The following is a 23,925-nucleotide window of genomic DNA, read 5'->3' as shown; positions in this document are numbered from 1 at the left end:
CATCTCCTGAAGCAATATCAGGGCGTCCTTCTCACCATCCTGCCAGCCCCGGGAAAATCAGGCTTCGCCCAGGGCCTGGGCCAGACGCCGGGCTAGTTGCTGCAGCCGTTGCACCGGTTCGGCCAGGCTGGCGCAGGCACCATCCCGGGCGGCGTTTTCCACTTCCAGGGCCAGCTGGGCCCCTTCCTCGTCGGAGAAGGTGGCCAACAGCCCCTTCAGGGTGTGGGCCTCCCGGGACAGGCGGGGGGCGTCCTCCGCTTCCAGGGCCTGCTGCAGGCCCTGGCAATACTGCTCCACGTCGCCCCGGTACATCTGCGCCAGGGTCTGGAACAGCTCCTCGTCCTGACCGAAACGCTCGAGAATGCCCGCCTTGTCGAGCCGGAAGGCCGCCGCCGGCGCTGGAGCCTGCGCGGCACCAGACGGCCGCCCCGCCTCCTGGCCCAGGGCAGCCGCCATGGCCTGGCGCAGTTCCGCCGGCTTCACCGGCTTGGCCACGTAGCCGTCCATGCCGGCGGCCAGGCAGCGTTCCCTGTCCCCCTGCATGGCATTGGCGGTCATGGCCACGATGGGCAGGTGCCCGCCGCTGACGGCCTCCCGGGCGCGGATGCGCTGGGTGGCCTCGATGCCGTCCATGAGCGGCATCTGCATGTCCATGAGCACCAGGTCCAGCCCGCCCTGGCGGGCCAGCTCCACGGCCTCGGCCCCGTTCCCGGCCAGGATCACCTGGTGCCCGTCCTTTTCCAGCAGGCGGGTGGCCAGTTTCTGGTTCACCGGGTTGTCTTCCGCCAGGAGGACGCGCAGCCCCCCTGCCGATCCGCCATGCTCCGCTTCAGTCTGGGCCGGCGTCCCCGCATCCGTAAGGCCATGATCCGGGGCCGCGGCTTCCAGGGCCGCGGTGAAATGGAAGGTACTGCCCCGGCCGGGTTCGCTTTCCACCCACAGGCGCCCGCCCATGAGGCCCACCAGCTTGCCGCAGATGGCCAGGCCCAGGCCGGTCCCGCCGAAGCGGCGGGTGATGGAGGTATCCGCCTGGGAAAAGGCGGCAAAGATGTCGGCCTGCTTGGCGGCGGGAATGCCGATGCCCGTGTCCCTGACGCTGAAATGCAGCAGCCCACCGGGTTCCGGCGCCACGCCCAGGCGGATTTCCCCCTGCTCGGTGAATTTGAGGGCATTGCCGAGCAGGTTCACCAGCACCTGGCGCAGCCGGCTGGGATCGCCCCGTACCCAGGCGGGCACCCGGGGATCCAGATCCAGGTGCATGCCCAGCCCCTTGGCCTCGCCGCGCAGGGCCAGGGGCTTCAGGGATTCCTGGAGCAGGCGGTGCAGGGCAAAGGGGATGCACTCCAGGTCCAGCTTGCCGGCCTCGATCTTGGAGAAGTCGAGGATGTCGTTGATGATCACCAGCAGGGAATCGGCGGAAGATTTGACCAGGTCCAGATATTCCCGCTGCACCTCGCTCAACTCCGTGTCCAGGGCCAGTTCGGTCATGCCGATGATGCCGTTCATGGGGGTGCGGATCTCGTGACTCATGTTGGCCAGGAAATCCCCCTTGGCCCGGTTGGCCGCCTCGGCCATGTCCTTGGCCTGCTGCAGTTCCCGCTCCGCCTGCTTGCGCCCGGTGACGTCCCGGAACAGCCACAGGTGGCCGCGGCAGTCCTCCGGCTGGGGAAAGGCGGGAAACAGGTAGATGGGGACGTAGTCAAACTCCAGCACCCGGCCATCCCTGAGCCGCAGTTCGTGGTTGAGCACCGGGGCGCCGGCCTGGATCAACTGCCGGACCTCGGCGGCGAACTCGTCCGGCGCCGCCATGGCCTCCCGGCAGTGCGCCACCAGCTCCCGGCTGGGCTGGCCCACGGCCGCCAGACTGGGATCGGTACAGGAGAACATCTCGAGCAGGGACTGGTTGGCCAGGACCACCCCATGGCGCTCGTCCTCCACCAGCACCCCGGCCTGCATGCTCTCGATCAGGGCCGAGAGGCGGGAAGTCGTGGATAGCAGGTCATCCTCGTCCCGCTTGCGGTCGGTGATGTCCTGGAAGGCGGCCACGGTGCCGCTGAAATGTTCCCCTTCGAACAGGGGCATGGAGACGATGGAAACGGGGAACTTGCTGCCGTCCTTGCGCTGGAAGGTTTCCAGATCGGAACGGAACTCGTGGCAGGCGGCTGCCGGGCCGTGCAGGGAACATTCCTCCCGGGCCAGGGGCAGCCCCGAGGGGGTCTGACCGTGGATCAGGTCATGGACATACTCCCCCAGGAGTTCGCTGCGGTTCCAGCCTAGCATGTGCTCGGCCTCCGCATTGACGAAGGTGCAGCGCCCCTCCGCATCGGTGGCCAGCACCCCTTCGCCCAGGGCATCGGTGAGACTCTTCAGGAAACGGTTGTTCTCGGCGATCTGCTCTTCCTGGGCCTTGAGACGCACCGAGGCCCGGTTCAGGGCCAGGACCAGGGCTTCCATTTCCGCGTTGCCCCGGTAGTCGGGCAGGGTCCGGCCCCGATGCTGGTCCAGGTGGGCGGCAAAGTCGGCGGCCTGGGAGAGGATGGCCATGGGCCGGCGCAGGATCAGGTAGAGCAGCAGCACCGCCAGCAGGATGGCAATGGCGGCAGCAATCAGGCTGTCGTGCCAGATATGGGTACGCAGCTGTTCCAGCCTGACCATGCTCACTTCCAGGCGCACCCAGCCCAGGAGGCCGCCCTGCTCCACCGGCAGCCAGAGCACCTCATGCACGCCGCCCGCCGTGCCCGACTCCAGCACCGGCTGTAACAGGGCCGGGGCCGGCGGCACCCAGCGGCTGTCGCGGCCCACATCCAGGAAAACCCCGCCCCGGGCATCCTTGCGCACCACGCTCAGGACCTGGCCGGCGGGATGCACCAGGGCCAGGCTGCGCACTTCCGGATAGCCGGCAGACTGGCGCAGCACCTCGTCCATGCCCCCCTGGTCGCCGGCGGCCAGAGCCCTGGCCGCCCCCGCGGCCACGCTGCGGGCCAGGGCCTGGCTCTGGGACAGGATCATTTCCCGGGCCACGGCAGCCTGGTCCTGGACCGTGTACCAGGTGTAGGCGAATACCAGGACGGCAAACAGGCTGGAAACCAGCAGGGCCAGCTGAGTCCGTAGCTGGCGGGGCCAGAGTGGTGACAAGGGGGGCTCCCGGGTGATCAGATCAGGGGGGCTTCCTCATCCTGGAAGCGGTTGCGCACCTCCAGGACCTGGGGCCAGGCCTGCAGGAAGGCATCCACGCAGGCGGGATCGAAATGGTTGCCGCGCCCCTTTTCCAGGAAGGCCCGGGCGTCCTCCAGGGACCAGGCCCGCTTGTAGGGACGTTCCGAGGTCAGGGCGTCGAACACGTCAGCCACGGCGACGATGCGCCCGGAGAGGGGAATCGCTTCCCCCGCCAGGCCCAGGGGGTAGCCGGAGCCATCGAATTTCTCGTGGTGGCTGTGGGCGATTTCCGCGCCCGCCTGGAGCACCGGCGAAGCACTGCCCTGGAGCAGCTCGAAGCCCAGCCGGGCATGGCCCTTCATGACCTGAAACTCCTCCGGGGTCAGGCGGCCGGGTTTGAGCAGGATGTAGTCGGGAATGCCGATCTTGCCCACATCATGCATGGGCGCCGCCTGCAGCATCAGCTTCTGCTGCCCCTCGTCCTGCCCCAGGCTGGCGGCGATGAGGCTGGAGTAATGGGCCATGCGCTGGATGTGGGCCCCGGTTTCCGGGTCCCGGAATTCGGCGGCCCGGGAGAGGCGGTAGATCAGCTCCCGCTCCTGCTGGCGGATGCGTTCCATCTGCTCATCCACCAGGGCCTGCAGGTGCAGGGCCCGGTCGGCCAGGAACTTCTGCCCCTGGCGCAGGCTGAGCATGTTGCGGGCCCGGGCATCGAACTCGGTACGATCCACCGGCTTGGTGAGGAAGTCGTTGGCGCCGCCGATCAGGGCCTGGTAGCGCACGTCCTTCTGGTCGTTGGCGGTGATCATCAGGAGCGGAATCTCGGCCCGCCCGTGCAGGGCCCGAAAGGCCTGGATGAACTGCAGACCGTCCATGTCGGGCATCATGTAATCGACGATCACCAGGTCCGGCACATGGGTCCGGCACCATTCCAGGGCCCGCAAGGGATGATCGAAGAGGATGGGCTCACAGCCCCCCAGCTTGAGCACCAGGTGCTTGAGCAAGGTCAGGTTGATATCGCTGTCGTCGATGATCAGCACTTTTTCCATGGGAACTCCGCAGATCCGGCCACCGGCCGGCAGGCTGGAAACGAGTATAGCAGTCCGGCCATTGGACAAGCCCCGGGGAAATGCACATAATCCCTGCACCTTTCCTGCGCCCAGTCCATGAAACTGCTCTACGACCTGTTCCCGGTCATCCTCTTTTTCGCTTCCTTCAAATACGCCGAGAAAAACCCCGAGCAGGCCGCCGACTGGGCCAGCCAGCTGCTCGGCGCCACTCCCGCCAGCCAGGCCCCCATCCTCCTGGCCACCCTGGTGGTGATGCTCGCCACCCTGGCCCAGATCGGCTGGACCTACCTGCGCCACGGCCGGGTGGAAAAGATGCTGTGGATCAGCCTGGCCCTGGTGACTGGACTCGGCAGCCTGACCCTGATCTTCCACAACGAAGACTTCATCAAGTGGAAACCCACTGTGCTGTACTGGGTCATGGCCGGCGGCATGCTCACCGCCACCTTCCTGAAGAAGAACGCCATCCGCCTGATGCTGCAGGACAAGCTGGAACTCCCCGAACCCGCCTGGCTGCGGCTCAACCTGGCCTGGATCGCCTTCCTCACGGGGATGGGCCTGCTCAACCTCTACGTGGCCTTCAACTATTCCACCGACACCTGGGTGAACTTCAAGCTGTTCGGCGGCATGGGGCTGCTGCTCCTGTTCATGCTCGCCCAGGGCGTATACCTTTCCCGTTACATCAAGGAAGAAACACCGTGATGCCCTACCTGATCCTCGGCGAGGACGTGCCCGGCAGCCTGGAAGCCCGGCTGGCCGCCCGTCCCGCCCACCTGGCCCGACTCCAGGCCCTGAGCGCCGAAGGCCGCCTGCTCCTGGCCGGCCCCTGCCCGGCCATCGACAGCCCCGACCCGGGACCCGCCGGCTTTTCCGGCAGCCTGATCGTGGCCGAATTCGCCTCCCTGGAAGCTGCCCGGGCCTGGGCCGACGCCGACCCCTACGTGGCGGCGGGCGTCTACGCCCAGGTCACGGTCAAGCCTTTCAAGAAGGCCCTGCCGGCATGAGCAGTGACACCATCGCCCGGCTGCAGGAACGCCTGGCGACCCTGAATCCCCTGCATCTGGAGCTGGAAGATGATTCCCAGCGCCATGCCGGCCATGCCGGTGCCCGGGACGGTGGCGGCCATTACCGGCTCACCATCGTCGCGGAAATTTTCCGGGGCCGGAGCACGCTGGCCCGCCACCGGCTGGTATATGATGCCGCTGGCAATTTGATGCAGGGCCCCGTGCACGCGTTGAGTATCCGCGCCCTGGCCCCGGAAGAAGTACCCCATCAAGCCCGATGAACATTCCCCACAAGGACAAAATACAAATGCTGAAACTGACCAAGCTCTCCGCCGCCCTGATCGCTGGCGCCCTGATCGCTGCACCCGCCCTGGCCGCCGACAAGGCCTTCGTCACCGTCAATGGCCAAGCCATTCCCCAGCACGTGGCCGACGCCTTCATCAACGAGCAGAAGGCCCAGGGCGCCAAGGATGACCCCGAGTTCCGCAACGCCGTCAAGGAAGAGCTGGTGCGCCGGGAACTGCTGGTGAGCGAAGCCAAGAAGAAGGGCCTGGACAAGAAGCCCGACGTGATCGGCCAGATGGAAATCACCCGCCAGGCCATCCTGATCCGCGCCTTCATCGCCGACTACGTCAAGGCCAACCCGGTCACCGATGCCCAGCTGAAGAAGGACTACGAGGCCTTCAAGACCCAGCTGGGCGGCATCGAATACCGTGCCCGCCACATCCTGGTGGAGAAGGAAGACGACGCCAAGGCCATCATCGCCAAGCTGGAAAAGGGCGAGAAGTTCGCCGACCTGGCCAAGCAGTCCAAGGACCCTGGTTCCAAGGACAACGGCGGCGACCTGGGCTGGAGCGTGCCCTCCGCCTTCGTGAAGCCCTTCTCCGACGCCATGGTGAAGCTGGAAAAGGGCAAGTACACCAAGACCCCGGTGAAGAGCGACTTCGGCTACCACGTGATCCAGCTGGACGACAGCCGCAACCTGACCCCTCCCCCCTTCGAACAACTGAAGCCCCAGCTGACCCAGCGGGCCAACCAGCAGAAGGTGGAAAAGCTCATCGAAGAGCTGCGCGCCAAGGCCAAGGTGAACTAAGCCGGCGTTCCCCGGCATCCCTGAAACCGCCCGCCTGCCGGGCGGTTTTTCTTTTTCCGGACGCCCGGGCTCAGCCCTGGCCCGGCAGCGCCAGCTCCAGTCGGTCCCGCCCCCCGTCCTTGGCCTGGTACAAGCAGGCGTCGGCCCGGCGAAAGAGATCGTCCAGGCAGCCATCCCCGGCTTCCAGGGTGGCGCCGCCGATACTGACGGTAAAGCGCAGCACGCCCCCGTCCTCCAGGGGCAGGCTGGCCTCGCGCACCACCCGCAACAGCCTTTGCCCCAGTTCTGCCGCGCCCTGGGCGCCGGTCTCAGGCAATACCAGACCGAACTCCTCGCCCCCCAGACGGCCCAGGATGTCGGTGCTGCGCAGGACGGCGCCGATACGCTCGGCCAGCAGGCGCAGCAGCTGGTCGCCCACGTGGTGGCCGTAGCTGTCATTGACCTTCTTGAAGTAGTCCGCGTCGAGCATCAGCACCGCCAGGGGCCAGTCATAGCGCCGCGCCAGGGCCAGCATCTGCTCACCCTGCTCCATGAAGGCCCGGCGGTTGAACACCCCGGTGAGGCCATCCACGGTGGCCAGGCGCTGCAGCTGCCACTCGGCCTCCTTGCGTTCGGTGATGTCGCGCAGGATGCCCACATGCACCGGCTCGCTCCCCACCAGGGTGCTCCCCACGCTCACTTCCACGGGAAAACGGCTCCCGTCCCGGCGCATGGCCTGGATTTCCCGCCCCTTTCCCATCTGGTGCCCCCCTTCCAGGAGCGGACTCTCACCCACCTGCCGGGCATGGAGTTCGGCCATCTCTTCAGGCATCAGCAGGCTCAGGTCCTGCCCCAGCACCTCGCTGCCCTGGTAGCCGAACATCCGCTCCGCCGCCGGGTTGAATTCCAGGATCCGCTGCCGGTCATTGATCACCACCACCGCGTCCCGGGCCGTATTCATGAAAGCCCGGGCCCGGGCCTCGCTGGCCTGGAGGAGATCGGTCCGCTCCGCCACCCGCCGCTCCAGCTCCTGATTGGCGCGCTCCAGGGCATGCAGGGCATCCCGGCGGCGGCGGAACTGCCGATGGGCCACCCGAGCCAGGGCCACCAGGGCCAGATTCAGTATCAGGGCCGCCGGGGCCTGCTGGCGCATCTGCTGCAGCCATTCCTGATGCACCAGAGCCTGGGGCACCTGCACCGCCACCACCAGGGGATACACCTGGGACCGGCCGTAACTGCCCACCACGGCCGTCTGATCCAGCAGGGGCGCCCCCCGGACCGCACAGGTTTCCGCCTCCCCGGGCAGGAAGCGGGCAAACAGGGGGCTGGCCTGGAGGCCGGCGGTATCGCAGCTCATCCCCAGGCAGGCCAGGGCAACGCCCTCGGGCAGGAAGATTCCGGCCTGAAACCCCGCGGGCAAGGACTGGGACTGATCCCGGATAAGTTCCAGCAGGGCATCCGGATTCAAGCCTGCGGCGGCCACACCGAGAAACAGCCCGCCGTCATTACTCACTCGGCGACTCACCGGGACGAAACTTTCCCCCTGAAGTCGGGCTCGCAGAGGGGCGCCCAGGTAGAGTCCCTGATCCCAGTGCTCAAGCTGCCGGGAAAAATACTCCCGGTCGGCCACATTGACCGGCAGCACGGGAAACTGCCGGGAAGATTCAGCCAGAAAACCATCGGGACGCACCAGGAAGATCCAGTGCACCCCGTCGGTCAGGGTGTTACGCCGCACCAGCAGCCGGTGCACATAAAGGTCAGGCTTGGCGGGCACGCCCTGGCGTACGGCCAGCACCTCACTGATGCCGGTGAGCAGATCGTCCAACTGCCTCAATTTGGCCTCGCTCCGCTGCATCACGATCTGGGCAGCGTGTTCGGTCTGGAGCGCTGCAGCCTCCAGCCGGGCCTGGCGGTCCTGCCAGGCCAGCATGCCGATCACCCCGTTGAGCAGCAGCAGCGCCCCCAGGATGGGGATGGCAAGCCGCAGCCGTTCCTGGCGAATCTGCTCTCCCAACACGATGATCTTCTCCCTTCGGCTCCTGGCAGCGAAGATGATAAACCCTTTGCCGCCTTTACCCCTTTACCCCCTTCACGTGCCTGTAACCGGAAAGCCCTAGCATCGCCCCTCCCTACAGCGCGGAGGGTTGCCGATCATGCTCAATCCCTTTCCCCATCTGACACCCGAACGGCACGCCATGCAGGGCGCGGCCTTTCCCCCCATGGCCCCCGAAACCGGGGAGGCCCGGGCCCTCACCGAACTGATCCGCGAACACCGGCTGAGCGCCGTGTTCCAGCCCATCCTCGACTGCCGGGCCCACAGCACCATGGGGTTCGAAGGTCTGATCCGGGGCCCCGAGGGCCATCCGCTGCACATGCCCGACGCCCTGTTCGGCGCCGCGCGCCGCCATCACCTGGGCCTGGAGCTGGAACATGCCTGCCGGGAAACCGTCCTGCAGGCCTTTGCCGAGCTGCGCCTGCCAGGCAAGCTGTTCATCAACGCCAGTCCCGCCTGCCTGCTGGACCCCCGCTTCAAGAACGGCGAGACCCTGGCCTTCCTGCGCCGCCTGGGCCTGCCCCCTTCCCGGGTGGTGATCGAGCTCACGGAAAACCAGCAGATCACCGATTTCCCGGAAATCCAGGCCACCCTGGCCCACTTCCGCAGCCTGGGCTACCAGATCGCCATCGACGACCTGGGCGAAGGTTTTTCCAACCTGCGCATGTGGTCGGAGATCCGCCCCGAATACGTCAAGATAGACCGCCACTTCATCACCGGCATCGGCCAGGACGACCTCAAGTTCCAGTTCGTCAAGGCCATGCAGGACCTGGCCGAGACCTGTACCGCCCACATCATCGCCGAAGGCATAGAGTCCGCCGCCGACCTGCAGACTGTGCGTGACCTGGGCATCGCCTGCGGCCAGGGCTATTTCATCGCCCGGCCGGTGCCCGCCCCGGCCACCTGCCCGCGCCAGGAGGTGCTGGACGTGCTCTGCAGCCGCCGGGTGGCGGTCTTTCCCCAGGCCATGGCCACCAGCAGCATCACCACGGCCCGCACCCTGCTGCATTACATCGAGCCCATAGACCCCCGGGCCGACAACGACCTGGTGTTCGAACGCTTCGAAAGCGAGACTCAGCTGGAAGTGCTGCCGGTGGTTCAGGAGGGCATGCCGGTGGGCCTGATCAACCGCCACACCCTGATCGACCGCTTTGCCCGGCCCTTCCGCCGGGAGCTGTACGGCAAGAAGCCCTGCTCCATGTTCATGGACCCGGCCCCCCTGATCGTGGATGAAAACGCCACGGTCCAGGAACTGGGCCTGATCCTCTCCCGGGCGGCCCGGCACTACCTGTTCGATGGCTTCATCGTCACCAGCGCCGGGCGCTACATGGGGGTGGGCAGCGGCCACGACCTGATGGCCCTGATCACCGAGATGCAGATTTCCGCGGCCCGCTACGCCAACCCCCTCACCCAGTTGCCCGGCAACGTTCCCATCAACGAACACATCGACCGGCTGCTCAAGGCCGGGGTGCGCTTTGCCGCCTGCTATGCGGACCTGGACAACTTCAAGCCCTTCAACGACGTCTATGGCTACCGCCGGGGCGACGACGTGATCCAGCTCCTGGGGCAGATTCTGGTGGAGGTGGCCGACAGCCGCCTGGACTTCGTCGGCCACATCGGCGGCGACGACTTCCTGATCCTGTTCCAGAGCAATGACTGGGAAGTCCGCTGCGCCCGGGCCCTGAAGCTGTTCGACGAGCGGGTGCTGCCCATCTTCACCGCCGAGGACCTGCAGCGGGGCGGCCTGGTAGGCGAAAACCGGCGGGGCGAGGAGGTGCTGCATCCCCTGCCCGCCCTGTCCATCGGCGCCCTGCTGGCCGACAGCAACCAGTACGAATCCCACCACGAGATCGCCACGGCGGCCGCCGACGCCAAGAAGCAGGCCAAGAAGCAGCGCGGCTCCAGCCTCTTCATCGAGCGCCGCCGTAGCCATTTCCTGGCCCTCGCGGGCCTGGATGTCCCCCCGTCCCCCCTGAGCTGCCCGGCCTGAGACCATGAAAATCCTGTTCCTGCCCGCCGTCCTCCTGGTCAACCGGCTCGACTACCGGGCCAAACTGCTGCTCCTGGCGCTTCTGGCCACCCTGCCCCTGGTCCTCATCACCCTGGTCCTGGTGACGGAAATCCGCCGCGATGCCCAGGTCCTGGAAACGGAGCTGGCGGGGCTGGCCCGGGTCCTGCCGGACCTGGAACAGCTGCGCCGGGCCCAGGATCAGGAGGGCAATCCCCAGGAAGTGCTGGAAACCTTCCGGGCCCAGGTCAGCCTGCACGGCCTGCAGCGGGACGACGACCCCCTGGCCCATACCCTGATCGGCATCCTCACGGCCAAGCTGCCGGAACTGCAGAAGGAACTGGCCCCGGCCCGGGACATGGGCGCCAAGGCCATCGCCAACCAGCGCCTGCCCCTGTCCCAGCGGGAGAAGCTGGGCATCGCCCAGGCCGGCTTCGTGACCCTGATGGACTGGATCGCCACCGACCTGGAAGCCGCCTACACCCTGGACCCGGAGGCCCGGGGCCGCCTGGAGCCGGCCTACAACCAGTTGAACGCCCAGCTGCTGAGCTTCCAGGAACAGCTGGTCACCAAGGTCATCAACACCAGCGATTTCGACCTGGAGCCGGCGGCCTTCCAGGCCCAGGGCAACGGCGTTCTGGATGCGGTCCTGCAGCTGGCCCGGGCCCTGGAGCCGGAAATCCGCCGCTCCCTGGCAGCCCGCCACGCCACGGCCCAGGGCAAGCTGGGCGCCAGCATCGGCACCCTGGGGCTGGTGCTGCTCCTGCTCGGCTGGCTGCTGGTGGGCGCCTACATGGCCATCCTGCGCAGCATCCGCGCCCTTCAGGCGAGCACCCATGCCATGGCCGGCGGCGACCTGACGCGCCAGGCGGAAATCTGCTCCAGCGACGAAATCGGCGCCACCGCCGCCGCCTTCAACCAGATGGCCAGCGGCTTCGGCCAGCTCATCCGCCACACCCGGGAAGCCAGCCAGACCCTGGCACGGCATACGGACGATCTGGCCGGGGAAAGCGAGCGCATCACCCGGGCCTCCAGCAGCCAGACCGATGCCACCCAGCAGACCTCGGCCGCCGTCCAGGAACTCACCGTCAGCATCCACGAGATCAGCGCCCACGCCCAGGAGACCGCCAGCATCGCCGAGCGGGCCGGGGAACGCTCCCGGGAGGGCCAGGCCCTGGCCGTGAGCGCCGCCGGGGAAATGCACGGGGCGGTGGCAGCCATCCGCAGCTCCGCCCGGATGGTGGGGGAACTGGAAGCCCGTTCCCAGGAGGTGGGCCGCATCGTCGCCGTGATCAAGGAAATCGCCGACCAGACCAACCTGCTTGCCCTGAACGCCGCCATCGAGGCGGCCCGGGCCGGGGAACAGGGGCGCGGCTTTGCCGTGGTGGCCGACGAGGTCCGGAAACTGGCCGACCGGACCGGCCAATCCACCACCGAGATCGGCCTGACCATCACCGCCATCCAGCGGGAAATCCAGTCGGTGGTGGAAGACATCCGCAAGAGCAGCCTGCAGGTGGACCAGGGGGTGCAGGTGGTGGATCAGCTGTCCCAGGCCCTCTCCAGCATCCACGCGGAAGTGAGCGAATCCCGGAAACACGTGGGGGAAATCGTGGACGCCACCAGCGCCCAGACCGACGCGGCCAACGAAATCGCCCGCAATGTCCAGGAAGTGGCCCTGATGGTGGAACAGACCCACCAGGCCCTGGAGCGCTCGGGCCTCACCGTGCGCGACATCCAGGGCCTGGCCCGGGAGCTGGAAGGCGCGGTGCGGCACCTGCGCACCGCTTGAACGGATCGCCCGGGCCTGTCATGAGCCCCAGGAAGATTGACCATGCATATAGAATATGCCGGACATCAATTTCCCCAGCCATGACACGGACCCTCCATGGAAGACATCTACCCCTCCGGCCCCACTGACGTCCCTCCCACGCTGATACAGGCCACCAGCCAGTACAAACGCAACGCCTGGCTGGCGGTGCTGAGCCTGCTGCTGTTCGTGGCCCTCTACCTGGCCTTGACGGGCTGGTTTGCCTGGGTCGCCTATAGCACCCTGAGCGAAGTGGCTGCCGGCATTGACGATCCGCTGCTGCACGGCCTGCTCGGCTGCTGCGCCGCTTTTCTGGCCATCTTCATGCTCAAGGCCGTGTTCTTCGTCCAGAAAGGCGGCGACAGCAAGGACCTGGAGATCAAGGCGGCCGATCACCCGCAGGTATTCGCCTTCCTCAACCGGCTGGCCGATGAGGCGGGAGCTCCCAGGCCGCACCGGGTTTTCCTCTCCCCCCGGGTCAATGCCTCGGTGTTCTACGACCTGTCCATTCTCAACCTGCTGTTCCCCTCCAGGAAAAACCTGGAAATCGGCCTGCCCCTGGTGAACTGTCTCACCCTGAGCGAATTGAAGGCCGTGCTCGCCCACGAGTTCGGCCACTTTGCCCAGCGTTCCATGGCCATCGGCACCTGGGTTTATATCGCCCAGCAGATCGCAGGCCATGTCATTGCCAAACGTGATGCCCTGGACAAGTTCCTGGCCGGCCTGTCCCACTTCGACCTGCGCGTCGCCTGGATAGGCTGGCTGTTGTCGCTGATTGTCTGGTCCATCCGTTCCCTGATGGATACGGTGTTCTCCGGCGTGGTGCTGGCCCAGCGCGCCCTGTCCCGGCAGATGGAATTCCAGGCCGACCTGGTGGCGGTTTCGCTGACCGGCAGCGACGAGCTGATCCACGCCCTGCACAAGCTCCAGGCCGCGGACGACGCCTGGGAGCGCAGCGTCCAGTTTGCCAACAGGATGCTGGCCGAGCAGAAAAAGCCGGCCGACCTGTTTGCAGTACAGACCCGGATCATCGAACGGCTGGGGGAAATCCTCGACAAACCGGACTACGGCCGCATGCCCCGCAACAGCGGCAAGGAGCAGCGGATTTTCAAGAACCTGTTCGCCCAGCCGCCGCAGATGTGGTCCACCCATCCGGCCAATGCCGACAGGGAACAGAATGCCAAGCAGCACTACCTGGCGGCCCCCCACGATTCACGCAGCGCCTGGCTGCTGTTTGACGATCCGCAAGCGGTCCGGCAGCGCATCAACGAACATCTCATGGGCCACGTGGAAGCCAGCCCCAGCAGCCTGGAGGAGACGCTGGCCCGGCTGGATGCGGACTATGCCCGTACCCGATACGAAACCCGCTACCGGGGTGCCTACCTGGGGCGGATGATGACGCGCCATGCCCAGGACCCCGCCGAGCTGTACCAGGACACCCTGTCCCAGGGCAGCCTGCTGGAAGCCCTGCAGGCCCTGTACCCCCGGCAGCTCGGCATCGATCTGCAGCAACTCAACGAGTTGAACGAGGAACTGGCGCTGCTTGAGGGTCTGCAGGCGGGCGTCCTGAAAACGAGCGGCAAACAGCTCACCTTCCGGGGCAGGACCATCCGCCGCCGGGAGCTGCCCGGAGCCATCGACAAGGTCAAAGCCGACATCACCCGCATCAACGGGCGCATCCTGGCCCACGACCGCCGCTGCCGGGCCACGCACCTGGCTGCGGCGGAACAGGTTTCCCCTGCCTGGCGGGACTATCTCATCGGACTCATCCAGCTGCAGCACTACGCCGAACACAGCCTTGCCAACCTGGAGGACGCCAATGGCCTGCTGGCCAATGTGGTGGCCGTGGTCACCGCCGATGGCAAGGTCAGTGCCCGGGAACTCAAGCGGCTATTGAAGACGGCCAACGAGCTCCATGAAGTCATGGTGGACATCTACCAATCGGCCCGGGGCGTCGTTCTGTCCCCGGCCCTGCAGCAGCATATGGAAGTGGAGACCCTGAGCGAAGCCCTGGGGGAGTTCACGCTGCCCGAGGCGGACAAGAGCAACATCAACGACTGGATGAACGCCATCAACGGCTGGGTGGCCTCGATGACCGCGCCCCTGTCAGCCCTCTGTGGCATCTGTCTGGAAGAGCTGCTGCGCACCGAACAACAGATCGCCCGCCATCTCAGCGAAGGCCTGCCCCTGGACGCGGCCCCCAGCCCCAGCCGGGCACCGCAAAAATACACCCGGCTGCTCACGGGGACGGAACGCAAACGCCAGAAGAAGCTGGGGCTGTGGGATCGCTTCCAGATCGCCGACGGCTGGCTGCCCGCCACCGCCCGGCTGGTGGTGGCCGTTACCATCGTCGGCAGCGTGCTGGGTTTCAGCAGCATGAGAACCCTGAGTACCCCCGTATCCATCTACAACGGTTTCAGCCAGGCCATGCAGGTGAGCCTGGATGGCACCCCGGTCGCCACCATCGCCCCCTATGCCGCTCACCATGCGGAGCTCGCCCTCGGCACGGCACCCCGGATCGAGGCGCACACCCTGGACGGCACGCTGGTGGAGCAATTCGAACCGGTTCTGGAAGGCCGCCGCAAGCACTATATCTACAACATCGCCTCGGGCAGTCCCCTGATCGAGTGGTATGCGGTTTACGGCAACTATGCGGAACGCGAACCCGTCCGTCTGGATGCTCCCCGCTGGAGCACCGCCCATACGGACATCTACTTCGACAAACCGCCCGCATCGGTCAGCACCAAGGGCTCCGGTGCGGTACGCTCGGTCCTGTCCGGCGTGGGCCCCGAAACGAGCCCCGAACAGATGCTGAGCATCCTGCGCAGCGATCAGGCCCGAGCCGCAATGATCCAGGCCCATGCCCGCTGGGATAGCGCGGCCGCGCCCGGTACGCCGACCTGGCAACGACTGGCCGCACAGCTGCAGCACTGAGCCAAACGGAGAAAAGGCGTACTGGAGGCAGGCCCTGCCCGGCCTTACGCCCCGGGCTCCAGGCAGCCCGGCGCGCGCGTCTAAGCCGCCGGCGGGGAGGCGGGCTCGGCCATGGAACAGGTGTCCCGCCCGGCGTTCTTGCTCCGGTACATGGCCCCGTCCGCCGCATCCACCAGGGCCTGGGCAGAAACGCCGTGGTCCGGGAACAGGCTGATGCCGATGCTGACCTGGACCGGCAGGGCCAGCTCCTCCAGCTCCAGCAGCTCGCGGAAGCGCTGCAGCAGTTTTTCCGCCACCAGCCGGGCTTCCTCCCCGTTATGCACGGGATTCAGGAGCACCACGAATTCGTCCCCCGAGAGCCGCGCCGCCGTGTCGCTCTCCCGCACCCCGGTCTGGATCCGGCGCGCCACGGCCTGGAGCAGCTGATCCCCCACCTGGTGCCCGTACTGGTCATTCACTTCCTTGAAATGGTCCAGGTCCAGGAACAGCACCGCCAGCTTGCGCCCCTGGCGCCGGGCCTGGGCCATGGCATGCTCGAGCCGGTCGAAGAAGGTCACCCGGTTGGGCAGGCCGGTGAGGGCGTCGTGGTGGGCCAGGTGCGCCATGGCCTGACGGCTTTCCTCCAGGGCCTCCACCTGGCTGCGGATCTGGCTCTGCATGTCCTCCATCCCCCGGGCCAGGAGGCCCACCTCGTCCCGCCGCTGCACCGGCAGGGGGGCACTGCCGCCGCTGTCCCCGGCGGCGAAGCGGCGCACTGCCAGGAGGATCTGCTCCAGGGGCCGGGTCACGGCCCGGGATACCAGCCAGGCCAGCAGCAGGGCCAGGAAGCTGAAGCTCAGGACGATGCGCCACATGTTGTCGGCCAGCAGCCGGGCTTCCCGCAGCACGTAGTCCAGAGGCTCGGCCAGACCCATGATGAAGAAGCGCTGGCTGGCGAAATCCGGCGGCTGGACCCGGTGGAAGGCGGCCACCAGCCCCCCCTGGGCCCCTTCTCCGCTGCTGACCACGACACTGTCCATTTCCCCGGCCACGATGGGCCGGGCATCGGGAAAATGATCCTGGAGCAGCACCCGCCGCCCCTGGTCGAAACCAAAGGTCTGGGTCGGGTCCGGATGGATGAGGAAATCCCCCCACTCGTTGGTCAGATACACCTTCAGGTCCCCGGGCAGTTCCATGCGCATGTCCCGGAACAGGGTTTCCAGGTCAATGTTGATCACCGCCAGCCGGCCGCTGTGGCTGACCCCGTCGGCCAGGGGCACCGGCGTCGCCACGATCAGGGTGGGCCGCTCGAAGCCGGCGTGGGCGCCGGTCTCCCGGTTGATGAAGATGCGCGACAGATACACCTGCCCGGGGGTCAGCCGCAGGGTCTGGGAGACGTAGAGCTGATGCGCCTTTTCCTGCAGCTCCAGGCCCTGGACCCGGGTGATGCGCTGACCGTCCCGATCCAGGCGCAGCCGCTCCAGGCCATGCTGGCGCCCGTCGATGAGGCGCACCTGGAAATACTCGGGATGCACCTGCAGCAGGGCCAGGGCGGCACGGGCCAGGACCTCCTCGCCGCCGCTCTCCCGGCCCGCCTGACTGGCCAGCAGGCGGGCATCCTTGGCGGCATTGCCCAGGGCCACCACCAGGCGCTGGCCCAGCACCTGGGTGGCGGTGAGCAGGTTCTTCTCGGCCCGCTCCACTAGCAGGCGCCGGCTGGTGTCATAGGCGTAGTAGCCGGTCAGCCCCGAGGCCAGGACGGCAAACACAGCCAGCACCAGGGCCAGGCGGGGAGCGATGCCGATCTGCATCAGAAGCGCTCCAGCCGGTCGCCGGCCCGGATCTTCTCCCACAGCCGGGTCCGCCGCTCCACGTCTTCCACGGGCTGCAGCCAGATGAGCCCGCCACCGGGCTCCCCCTTATCCGGGTCCAGGGTATTGGCCAGCCCGTGCCGCTCGGTGAGGGCCCGGCTCATGGGCGCTTCCAGGCTGAAATCGATCCAGGCCTCGGCCAGCTTGCGCCGCAGGCTGGCGCTGTTGATCACCCAGCAATCCAGCCAGGCCAGGGCCCCTTCCCGGGGAATCACGTAAGCGATGTCGGCCCCGGCATCCTCCAGGGCGCGCACCTGCTGACTGCCATAGTTGGCGAACACCAGGGCCACGGCATTGCTGCGGAACAGCTCCACCGCCTCTTCGGGCTGGGCGTAGAAGGTCAGCACATTGCGGCGCAGGCCGATGAGCTTTTCCAGGACCGGGCGCCAGTCGCCGGCCGCCAGCTTGAAGGGCGGCTTGCCCAGGGCCATGGCGGCCAGGGAGAAGTTGTGGCTGCTGCCGTCGAAGGCCAGCACCTGGCCCCGGTAGCGGGGGTCCCAGAGGGCGTTGATGGAATCCGGCGGCGTCGAGACCAGCTTGCGGTTGTAGATCAGCCCCATGGAGGCATGGGCATAGGGCACCCCATACACCCGGCCGCCCCGGGTCAGGCCGGGGATCGCCGCCGCATCCCGGAAGGCCGGCTGCTGGAACTGGATGCGGGGAATCCGGGCCGGGTCCAGGGCCAGGGCGATGCCCTCGTTGATGTAGCGTTGCAGTTCGGCGGTATTGACGGCGAAGACGTCGATGTCCCGGCCTTCGTTGGCGCGCATGCGCCGCCACAGCTCGTCGTCGGAATCCACGGTGATGACATCGACCCGGACCCGGTGGCGCGCCTCAAACTGGCGCACCAGATCCGCATCCGCGTAACCGGGCCAGGCCAGGACCCGCAGGACTTCGCCTGCCTGGACCAGGCCGCTGAGAAGGAGCAGGAAGGAGAGCAGCAGGCACCGCATCATGGGGCCCATGATAAACGGACTTCCCCCGCCGACGCTCCAAAAAAAAACCCCGGCGGAGGGTCCGGGGCCAAGGAGAGACTGAGAGAGGCTGCAAGCCCTGCAGCCAGTGGCAGTGCTGGCGGACAGGGGGCTGCCAGGGCTAGGGGTGACCGCTGCAGCCCCTTTTGGAACTGGCGCTTCCCCTGCCTGGAGCCGGCGCTTACTGGAGATTGCGGGAAGCGCTCCTGGAACTGCGGGCTTTGCCGGCCGGAGCTTCCGGGGTCCCGGCTTCGGCTTCGTCGCCGGCGGGGGCGGCGGCCTCGGCAGCGGCCGGCGCCTCTTCCCCGGGGGTCCCGGTCAGCTGGCCGAAGCGGTTTTCCAGCAGGGCCACCGACTGGCGGGCAGCGTCGGCCCAGCTGCTCAGGGTCTGTTCCGTCTGTTCGATGCTCTGCTTCAGGCTGCTGATGGCGGGCAGCACTTCCACCGGGCTGGTGTTGCGGGCCCGCTCCAGGGTGGTGACCAGCAGGTTGTCCAGCACCCGGGTCTGGGCGGCAGCGGCAATGATCACCGTCTGCTGGGTGTCGCCGATGATGTGCAGCAGTTCCCCCAGCAGCACCGCAGACTGGGACTGGATGCCGCTCAGCCAGAGACCGGAGGAAGGCAGGCCGGGCTGCTGCCGGGCCAGGTGGTTGAGCTGGCTGCGGCTCAGGCGCATGAACAGGTCGGTCAGGCGCTCGGAAGCGCTGACGCAGGCCGCCGAAGCCGTCTGGAAGTTGTTCAGGGTGTGCTGGTGCCCCAGGGCGATTTCTGAAGAGGAAAGATACATGGCTAGGCTCCCGTCCTAAGATTGATCTCGGCAATCTGCTGCAGCGCAGCAAATCGAGTTCAAGCTTAAGCTAACCGCCCAATATTACAAGGGGGTTAAATCCGGCGGGATTTCCGCAGCCGGCCAGGGCCCGGCCGGGCAGGCGCTACTTTGCCCCGCCGGCCCCGCGCATCTGCAGGAGCAGGGCCCGGACCATCAGGCCCAGCACCAGGAGCCCCAGCAGCAAAGCGCCCCGGAGCAGCCATGGGGACGGTTCGGACGCGGCGCCGGGCGGCGCTGCCTGGGTTCCGCTGGCCTCCGCCGCCGTCAGCGCCAGGGAAGCGGGCGCCGCCAGGGGCGGCTGACCAGGAGCCAGGCCGGGCTGCAGGGTACCCAGGGGCAGGTCGGCGGGCAGGCCGCTGCCGCCCCAGGTCAGGGTGTAGGGCGCCGCCCCCCGGGCCAGGAATACCAGCTCCCGGGGCACAAAGCCGATCTGCAGCGTGGGCCTGGCCGTGCCGAGCAGACCGGCAGCGGCATCCAGCCGCAGGCGCAGGCGCCCCGCCCCGGCTGTCCCGTCCAGCTGCAGCGCACCGGACTCCACCTCCCCGGCGCCGGACTGGAGGCGGTAGGCCACCCCCCTGGCCAGGGTCTGCCAGATACAGGCCGGCTGACGCCGGAGGCGCTGCTCCCGCCTCTGGCACTGCTCCCGTTGCAGGGTGTAGGGCAAGAGCAGGTTGAGCTGGGGCAGACCTATGCGCAGCTGCTCCAGGGGCAGCTGGGCGGGCAATTCATAGACGAAGCCCTGGGCATCCTCGTCCTGGGGCGCCAGGGGCGCCGACCAGAGGGGTTCCGGGGGGGTGATTTCCTGGCTGTTGCGCCCCAGGCTCACCGCCTCCACCCTGGGGGCCGTGGCCGGATCGCGCCAGCGCAGCCGCAGGTAACGGCCCGCCGGGGTGCTCCAGCGGCTGCCGGCGCTTTCCAGCTGCTGCCCCTGGTGCTCCAGCTGCACGAACAGGGCATCGCCCTTGAGCATCAGCCAGTGCTCCAGATCGTCGCTGCTCTCCAGGGTGTAGGCATGCCAGGGCTGGGGTCCGGCTGCTGCGGAGAGGTGCAGGAACTGGGCACCGGGCAGGCGGGTGGCATCGATGATGAGGCCCCCCGTCCCCGGCACCGGGGCCATCTCCCGCCCCGGGCGCACGGCCACCAGGGTGCCGTCCCCCTGGCGGCGGACGTACACCTCCAGGGCCCCGGTTCCCGGTTCTGCCGCCGGCGGCAGGGGAAAGAACGGTACCTGACTCTGCTGCACCCGCTCGGCCCGGGTCGCTTCCGGGCACCACCAGGCATGGGGCAGAACCTCCCCCTGGGCATTGAGCACCCGCAGATCCCCCAGATCGGCCCGGGCCGCCCCCTGGTACACGGTCAGCGGCAGGGGCAGCCGGTGGAAAGGCCCGGTTCCGGTGGTGACGATCTCGGCCCGATGGAGCGCATCCCCGGGCCGGGGCTCCGCCGCCGGAGCCCCGCTCACCAGCAAACCAAGCAGCAGGGCAAGCAAGGCTTTCATGCCTGAACCTCGGCCCCGCTGTCGCGCCGGGGCGGTAGCGGAGCGAAATAGCCGACCAGGAGCAGCAGCAGGCCGACGACGATGAAGGAGACGATGCGCTCCAGGCTGCCGCTGGCCGCCAGCTCCACCAGGAACAGCTTGAGCACCACCACGGCCATCAGGGCCGCGCCCAGCAGCCAGACGAAGCGCTGAGCCCGGCGGTGGGCGAACAGCATCAGGCCGATGGCCAGCAGGCTCCAGACGATGGACAGGGAGGCCTGGGCCAGCATGGAGGCGGCCAGGGCATCGGCCTCCCAGGGCACCAGGCCCCACTGGTGGCAGCTGCGCAGCACCAGGCTGCTGATCAGGGCGAAAGCCGTCACCCCCAGGAGGCCGGCCAGGGCCGGGGCGCTGCCCTGCAGGAGCGGCTGGGTCCGGACCGCCAGCCACCAGCGGAACATGCCGAGCAGGATGGCGATCTGGCCCAGCTCCAGGGGATTCAAGAGGGGCACATAGGGCAGCAGCACCGCCCCGTCCGCCAGCGCCAGGCCCCGCCAGCACCAGGCCAGGAGCCAGGCCAGCACCGGCGCCAGCCCCGCCAGCTGGTAGGTCCGGGGTGCGGCACACCAGGGCCAGCGCCGGATCAGGCGGGGGTCGGTCAGACTCCACAGACAGAACAGGGGCAGGGGCAGCCAGCTGAACCAGGCCCAGGCCGGCTGCGTCGCCAGCCCGGCCAGATGCTCCCGGGTTTCCAGGGTTGCCAGCAGGATGAACAGCCAGGCCCCGGCCCCGTGGGTCCAGGACTGCACCCGGGGCTCCAGCCAGTCTTCCTGGCCCCGCAGCAGGCGCAGATGCACCGCCAGGGCCAGGGGCCAGACCAGGAGCCCCCAGCCGGTCATGGGACGATCGGCCCCCGCCACCATTTCCAGTGCCAGCAGGAGAGCCAGCACCGGCAGGTAAGCCAAGGTTGCCTGGCCGGCCTGGCGCCAGTCCAGGCGACGAGCCAGTTCCTGCCCGCCAGTGGCGGTCAGCAGGGCCACCAGCACCAGGGCCAGGCTGGCGGGAACCGGCTGCAGCAGGCGCAGCAGCTCGTCGCTCCAGGCCAGGGCCCACCAGGCGCCGGCCCAGACCAGGGCGCCCCAGCCCAGGCGGGTTTCCCCCTCGCGGGTGTCGGGGCGCTGCAACAGGCGGGCCCCCACCAGGGCCGCCAAGGCAATCAGCAGCGGGCCCCAGAAGCCCGCATGGCCAAAAGCCGGGTCCCCGGCCTGGGCCAGCCCGCTCCAGCCCCAGGCCCCATGGCCGGAGAGCACCACCAGCCCGGCCAGGCACTGCAGAACCAGAGCGAAGGCCAGCACCAGCCGCTGTCCGGACAGCAGGGCCCAGGCCAGCAGGACGGTGCCGGTCAGGGGCCAGACCAGGGCCGCCAGGCGCCAGGGCAGGACGAACAGGGGCGTCAGGTTGATGAAGGCCAGCCCCGCCAGCAGCACCGGGGCGAGCAAGGCACTGCCCTCGCCATCGGCCCGGCTGCCCTGGCGCAGGGCCCCCAGGGCGGCGAACACACCAGCCAGCATGGCCCCACCGATGAGCCCGGCGGCCAGCAGGCCAGACCAGCCGTCGGCCAGCACGCTGCCCCCGCCGGAACGCTGCAAGGTGCTCAGAAACAGGCCGCCAGCGGCCAGCTGCAGCAGGCTGCCCAGGCCGACCAGGGACCGCTCCGGCAGACGCCGGGCCAGGTACAGCAGGACAGTCCCCACCAGGGCCAGGGCCGTGGCGGCCCAGTTCATGGGCCACAGCAGGAACGGCAGCAGCCCGGCAAAGAGCCCAGCCAGTCCCGCCAGCCAGGGCCCCAGGCCTGGCTCGAAGGCCTGCAGCAGGGCTGCCGGCGCCTGGCGCAGCAAGCGGTAGGTCCAGGCCAGGGCCAGGACCAGGATCAGGGCCCCCAGGGGGGAACCAGCCAGGACCCTGTCAAAGCCGGGCTGCAGCTCCAGGAGGAAGAACAGGGCCGCACCGGCCAGCAGCAGCAAGGCAAACAGCCGCCCATGGAGCCGCTGCTGGCGTACCCCGAGCCAATACACGCCGGCCGCCTCGATGGCCCAGCCGGCGCTGGTCCACTCCCCTTCCAGGCCCAGGGGCAGGGCCAGACTGCCGAAGATCACCGCCAGGGCGATCATGGTTTCGCTGAGCAGGGCGTAGCGCATGCCGGTACGGCGAAAAAGCAGGAAGGCCAGGCAGATGTAGAGGAAGCCGAAGCCCAGGGCGCTGAAGGCCGGACCGTACTGGAACTCCCGGGTGAGCAGGTACTGCATGGCGAAGGCCGCCATCGGTACGCCGAACACCAGGGACGCATCCACATAGGCCACCTGGGGCAGGGCCTGGCGCACATGGTCGGCAAAGCCGCTGACCTCCTCCGGTTCCGCCTCTCCCAGGGTGCGCCGGGCAAACAGGAAGGCGATCAGCACGTAGAGCACGAAGAAGAACAGCAGGAAGGGCTCGGCCAGGGAAAACAGGGTGGGCTGGTAATACTTGTCAGCCCAGCTGCTGGCCAGGAACAGGGTGCAGACGAAGCCGAGCAGGTTGAGGACGCGCCAGGCCTTGAACCAGGCGATGGCAGCGATGCCCAGGTTGAGCAGGGCCAGGTAGCTGAAGAAGGCCAGATGCTGCTCACTGCCCGTGGAGGCCAGCACCGGGGCCGCGAAGCCCCCCAGGGAAGCCACCACCGCCAGGGCCAGGGCATCCTGGAGCACCGCCAGCAGCACGGCGCAGACCGCCACGCCGATGAGCACGGCAAAGCCCAGGCTGGGGGGAATCAGGGGATGCAGCTTCATGCTCGCCAGGGTGGTCAGGTACAGCACCCCTATCCCGGCCCCCTGCAGGATCAGCCCGTAGCTGTCCGCTTTGCCGCGCCAGCGCCAGCCAGTCACGAGCAGGCCTATCCCGGCCAGGGCCACCCCCGCGTAGCGGAACTCGATGGGAACCGTGGTGTTTTCCGCCACATAGCGGAGCAGGAAGGCAAGGCCCAGGAAGAGGATCAACACCCCGACCTTGACGATGGGATTGCCGCCGATCACCCAGCGGGCCACAAAGGCCGAGAGCCAGGAGGGTTCGGCGGGCGGTGCTGGGCGCACGGGTCGGCGCGGCGATTCCGGGCGGGGAGCAGGCTGCGGACGGGCCGGGGTGGCCGCAGCGGCAGGCGCTGCCCCTGTCAGGAAATCGTCCGGCGCCTCCCGGGAACGCCTGACGGGCACCGCTTCCGGCGGGCTTGCCACAGACACCGGCCCGCTCCGCTCCGGGAAGGAAAGCGCTGCCGCCAGGGCCTGCCGTTCCAGCTCCTCCTCCAGGGCCGGCAGGGTCTGAGCCGATTCCGGTGGCGCTGCGGGTGCCGGGGCCGGCTCCTGCTGCTGTTCCGGCGCTGCCGCTGACGGGGCTCGGGCGTCGGCATCGGCCACCGCCGCTTTCCCGGCCAGCTGCTGCTCCAGGCTTTCCAGGCGCGAGTTGGTCTGCTTGAGCTCGAAGAACAGCTTGTTGATCTGGAGGCGCAGTTCCTGCAGACGTTCGTCATCCGGCTGCGCTTTTTTCCGCCCCGTCAGGAGGGCGCCCAGCACCGCCCCGGCAATGCCCAGGCCCATGGCCGCCTGAAACGACTCGAACAGGGCCCCCAGCATGAGTCCGATCACGATGCCCAACCACATGGCCT

Annotated in this window: 15 protein-coding genes; 7 read left to right on the top strand and 8 right to left on the bottom strand. The window is 68.1% G+C overall.

Features of this window, described 5'->3' with window-relative positions:
- Nucleotides 1-57: 57 nt before the first annotated feature.
- On the bottom strand, nucleotides 58-3,135 hold the full coding sequence (locus G474_RS21810) for a PAS domain-containing hybrid sensor histidine kinase/response regulator (protein WP_051281748.1): 3,078 nt from the start codon (nucleotides 3,133-3,135) through the stop codon (nucleotides 58-60).
- Between the two features lie 17 nt (nucleotides 3,136-3,152).
- A complete protein-coding gene (locus G474_RS0102835) occupies nucleotides 3,153-4,205 on the bottom strand; it encodes an HD domain-containing phosphohydrolase (RefSeq protein WP_026685653.1) in 1,053 nt (350 codons plus the stop codon).
- A gap of 117 nt (nucleotides 4,206-4,322) precedes the next feature.
- Here G474_RS0102835 and G474_RS0102830 point away from each other — a divergent pair, with 117 nt between their 5' ends.
- The 4 genes from G474_RS0102830 to G474_RS0102815 are packed head-to-tail and all read left to right on the top strand — an operon-like array spanning nucleotide 4,323 to nucleotide 6,320.
- A complete protein-coding gene (locus tag G474_RS0102830; protein ID WP_026685652.1) occupies nucleotides 4,323-4,925 on the top strand; it encodes a septation protein A in 603 nt (200 codons plus the stop codon).
- Nucleotides 4,925-5,227 carry a YciI family protein gene (locus G474_RS0102825; RefSeq protein WP_026685651.1) on the top strand — a complete coding sequence of 101 codons (303 nt, stop codon included), beginning with the start codon at nucleotides 4,925-4,927 and terminating at the stop codon, nucleotides 5,225-5,227. Before G474_RS0102830 ends, G474_RS0102825 begins: the two co-directional genes overlap by 1 nt.
- Nucleotides 5,224-5,508 (top strand): BolA family protein, encoded by a 285-nt coding sequence (locus G474_RS0102820; RefSeq protein ID WP_026685650.1) that lies wholly within the window; start codon nucleotides 5,224-5,226, stop codon nucleotides 5,506-5,508. The genes G474_RS0102825 and G474_RS0102820 overlap by 4 nt, the downstream gene beginning before the upstream one ends.
- A gap of 26 nt (nucleotides 5,509-5,534) precedes the next feature.
- Nucleotides 5,535-6,320, top strand: a complete 786-nt coding sequence (locus tag G474_RS0102815; protein ID WP_026685649.1) for a peptidylprolyl isomerase — start codon at nucleotides 5,535-5,537, stop codon at nucleotides 6,318-6,320.
- A 70-nt stretch (nucleotides 6,321-6,390) separates the two neighbouring features.
- On the opposite strand, the gene G474_RS0102810 is transcribed toward G474_RS0102815, so the two are convergent.
- The gene (locus G474_RS0102810) at nucleotides 6,391-8,316 is read right to left on the bottom strand and encodes a diguanylate cyclase (RefSeq protein ID WP_156919128.1); all 1,926 of its coding nucleotides are present in this window, start codon (nucleotides 8,314-8,316) and stop codon (nucleotides 6,391-6,393) included.
- 136 nt (nucleotides 8,317-8,452) lie between these two features.
- On the opposite strand from G474_RS0102810, the gene G474_RS0102805 reads away from it, so the two are divergent.
- The 3 genes from G474_RS0102805 (at nucleotide 8,453) to G474_RS19270 (ending at nucleotide 15,101) form a co-directional block, all read left to right on the top strand.
- Complete coding sequence (locus tag G474_RS0102805; RefSeq protein ID WP_156919127.1) at nucleotides 8,453-10,342, top strand: GGDEF domain-containing protein; 1,890 nt, start codon at nucleotides 8,453-8,455, stop codon at nucleotides 10,340-10,342.
- 4 nt (nucleotides 10,343-10,346) lie between these two features.
- A complete protein-coding gene (locus tag G474_RS24380; protein ID WP_026685646.1) occupies nucleotides 10,347-12,149 on the top strand; it encodes a methyl-accepting chemotaxis protein in 1,803 nt (600 codons plus the stop codon).
- Nucleotides 12,150-12,245: 96 nt separating this feature from the next.
- A complete protein-coding gene (locus G474_RS19270) occupies nucleotides 12,246-15,101 on the top strand; it encodes a M48 family metallopeptidase (protein WP_084513535.1) in 2,856 nt (951 codons plus the stop codon).
- 80 nt (nucleotides 15,102-15,181) lie between these two features.
- On the opposite strand, the gene G474_RS19265 is transcribed toward G474_RS19270, so the two are convergent.
- The 5 genes from G474_RS19265 to G474_RS0102770 form a co-directional block, all read right to left on the bottom strand.
- The gene (locus tag G474_RS19265) at nucleotides 15,182-16,891 is read right to left on the bottom strand and encodes a sensor domain-containing diguanylate cyclase (protein ID WP_051281743.1); all 1,710 of its coding nucleotides are present in this window, start codon (nucleotides 16,889-16,891) and stop codon (nucleotides 15,182-15,184) included.
- Entirely contained in the window at nucleotides 16,891-17,916 is a 1,026-nt protein-coding gene (locus G474_RS0102785; protein WP_156919126.1) for an extracellular solute-binding protein, read from the bottom strand. The genes G474_RS19265 and G474_RS0102785 overlap by 1 nt, the downstream gene beginning before the upstream one ends.
- Before the next feature lie 190 nt (nucleotides 17,917-18,106).
- Nucleotides 18,107-18,712, bottom strand: coding sequence for a hypothetical protein (locus G474_RS0102780; protein ID WP_026685644.1), 606 nt, complete (start codon nucleotides 18,710-18,712; stop codon nucleotides 18,107-18,109).
- 145 nt (nucleotides 18,713-18,857) lie between these two features.
- On the bottom strand, nucleotides 18,858-20,252 hold the full coding sequence (locus G474_RS0102775) for a DUF3999 family protein (RefSeq protein WP_026685643.1): 1,395 nt from the start codon (nucleotides 20,250-20,252) through the stop codon (nucleotides 18,858-18,860).
- Complete coding sequence (locus G474_RS0102770; protein WP_043462998.1) at nucleotides 20,249-23,920, bottom strand: DUF2339 domain-containing protein; 3,672 nt, start codon at nucleotides 23,918-23,920, stop codon at nucleotides 20,249-20,251. Before G474_RS0102770 ends, G474_RS0102775 begins: the two co-directional genes overlap by 4 nt.
- Nucleotides 23,921-23,925: the final 5 nt, after the last annotated feature.

The sequence above is a fragment of the Azovibrio restrictus DSM 23866 genome (assembly GCF_000429665.1).
GTDB lineage: Bacteria > Pseudomonadota > Gammaproteobacteria > Burkholderiales > Rhodocyclaceae > Azovibrio > Azovibrio restrictus.
The sequence above is the reverse complement of the archived record's forward strand: the minus strand, read 5'-3'. Positions and strand labels throughout refer to the sequence as shown.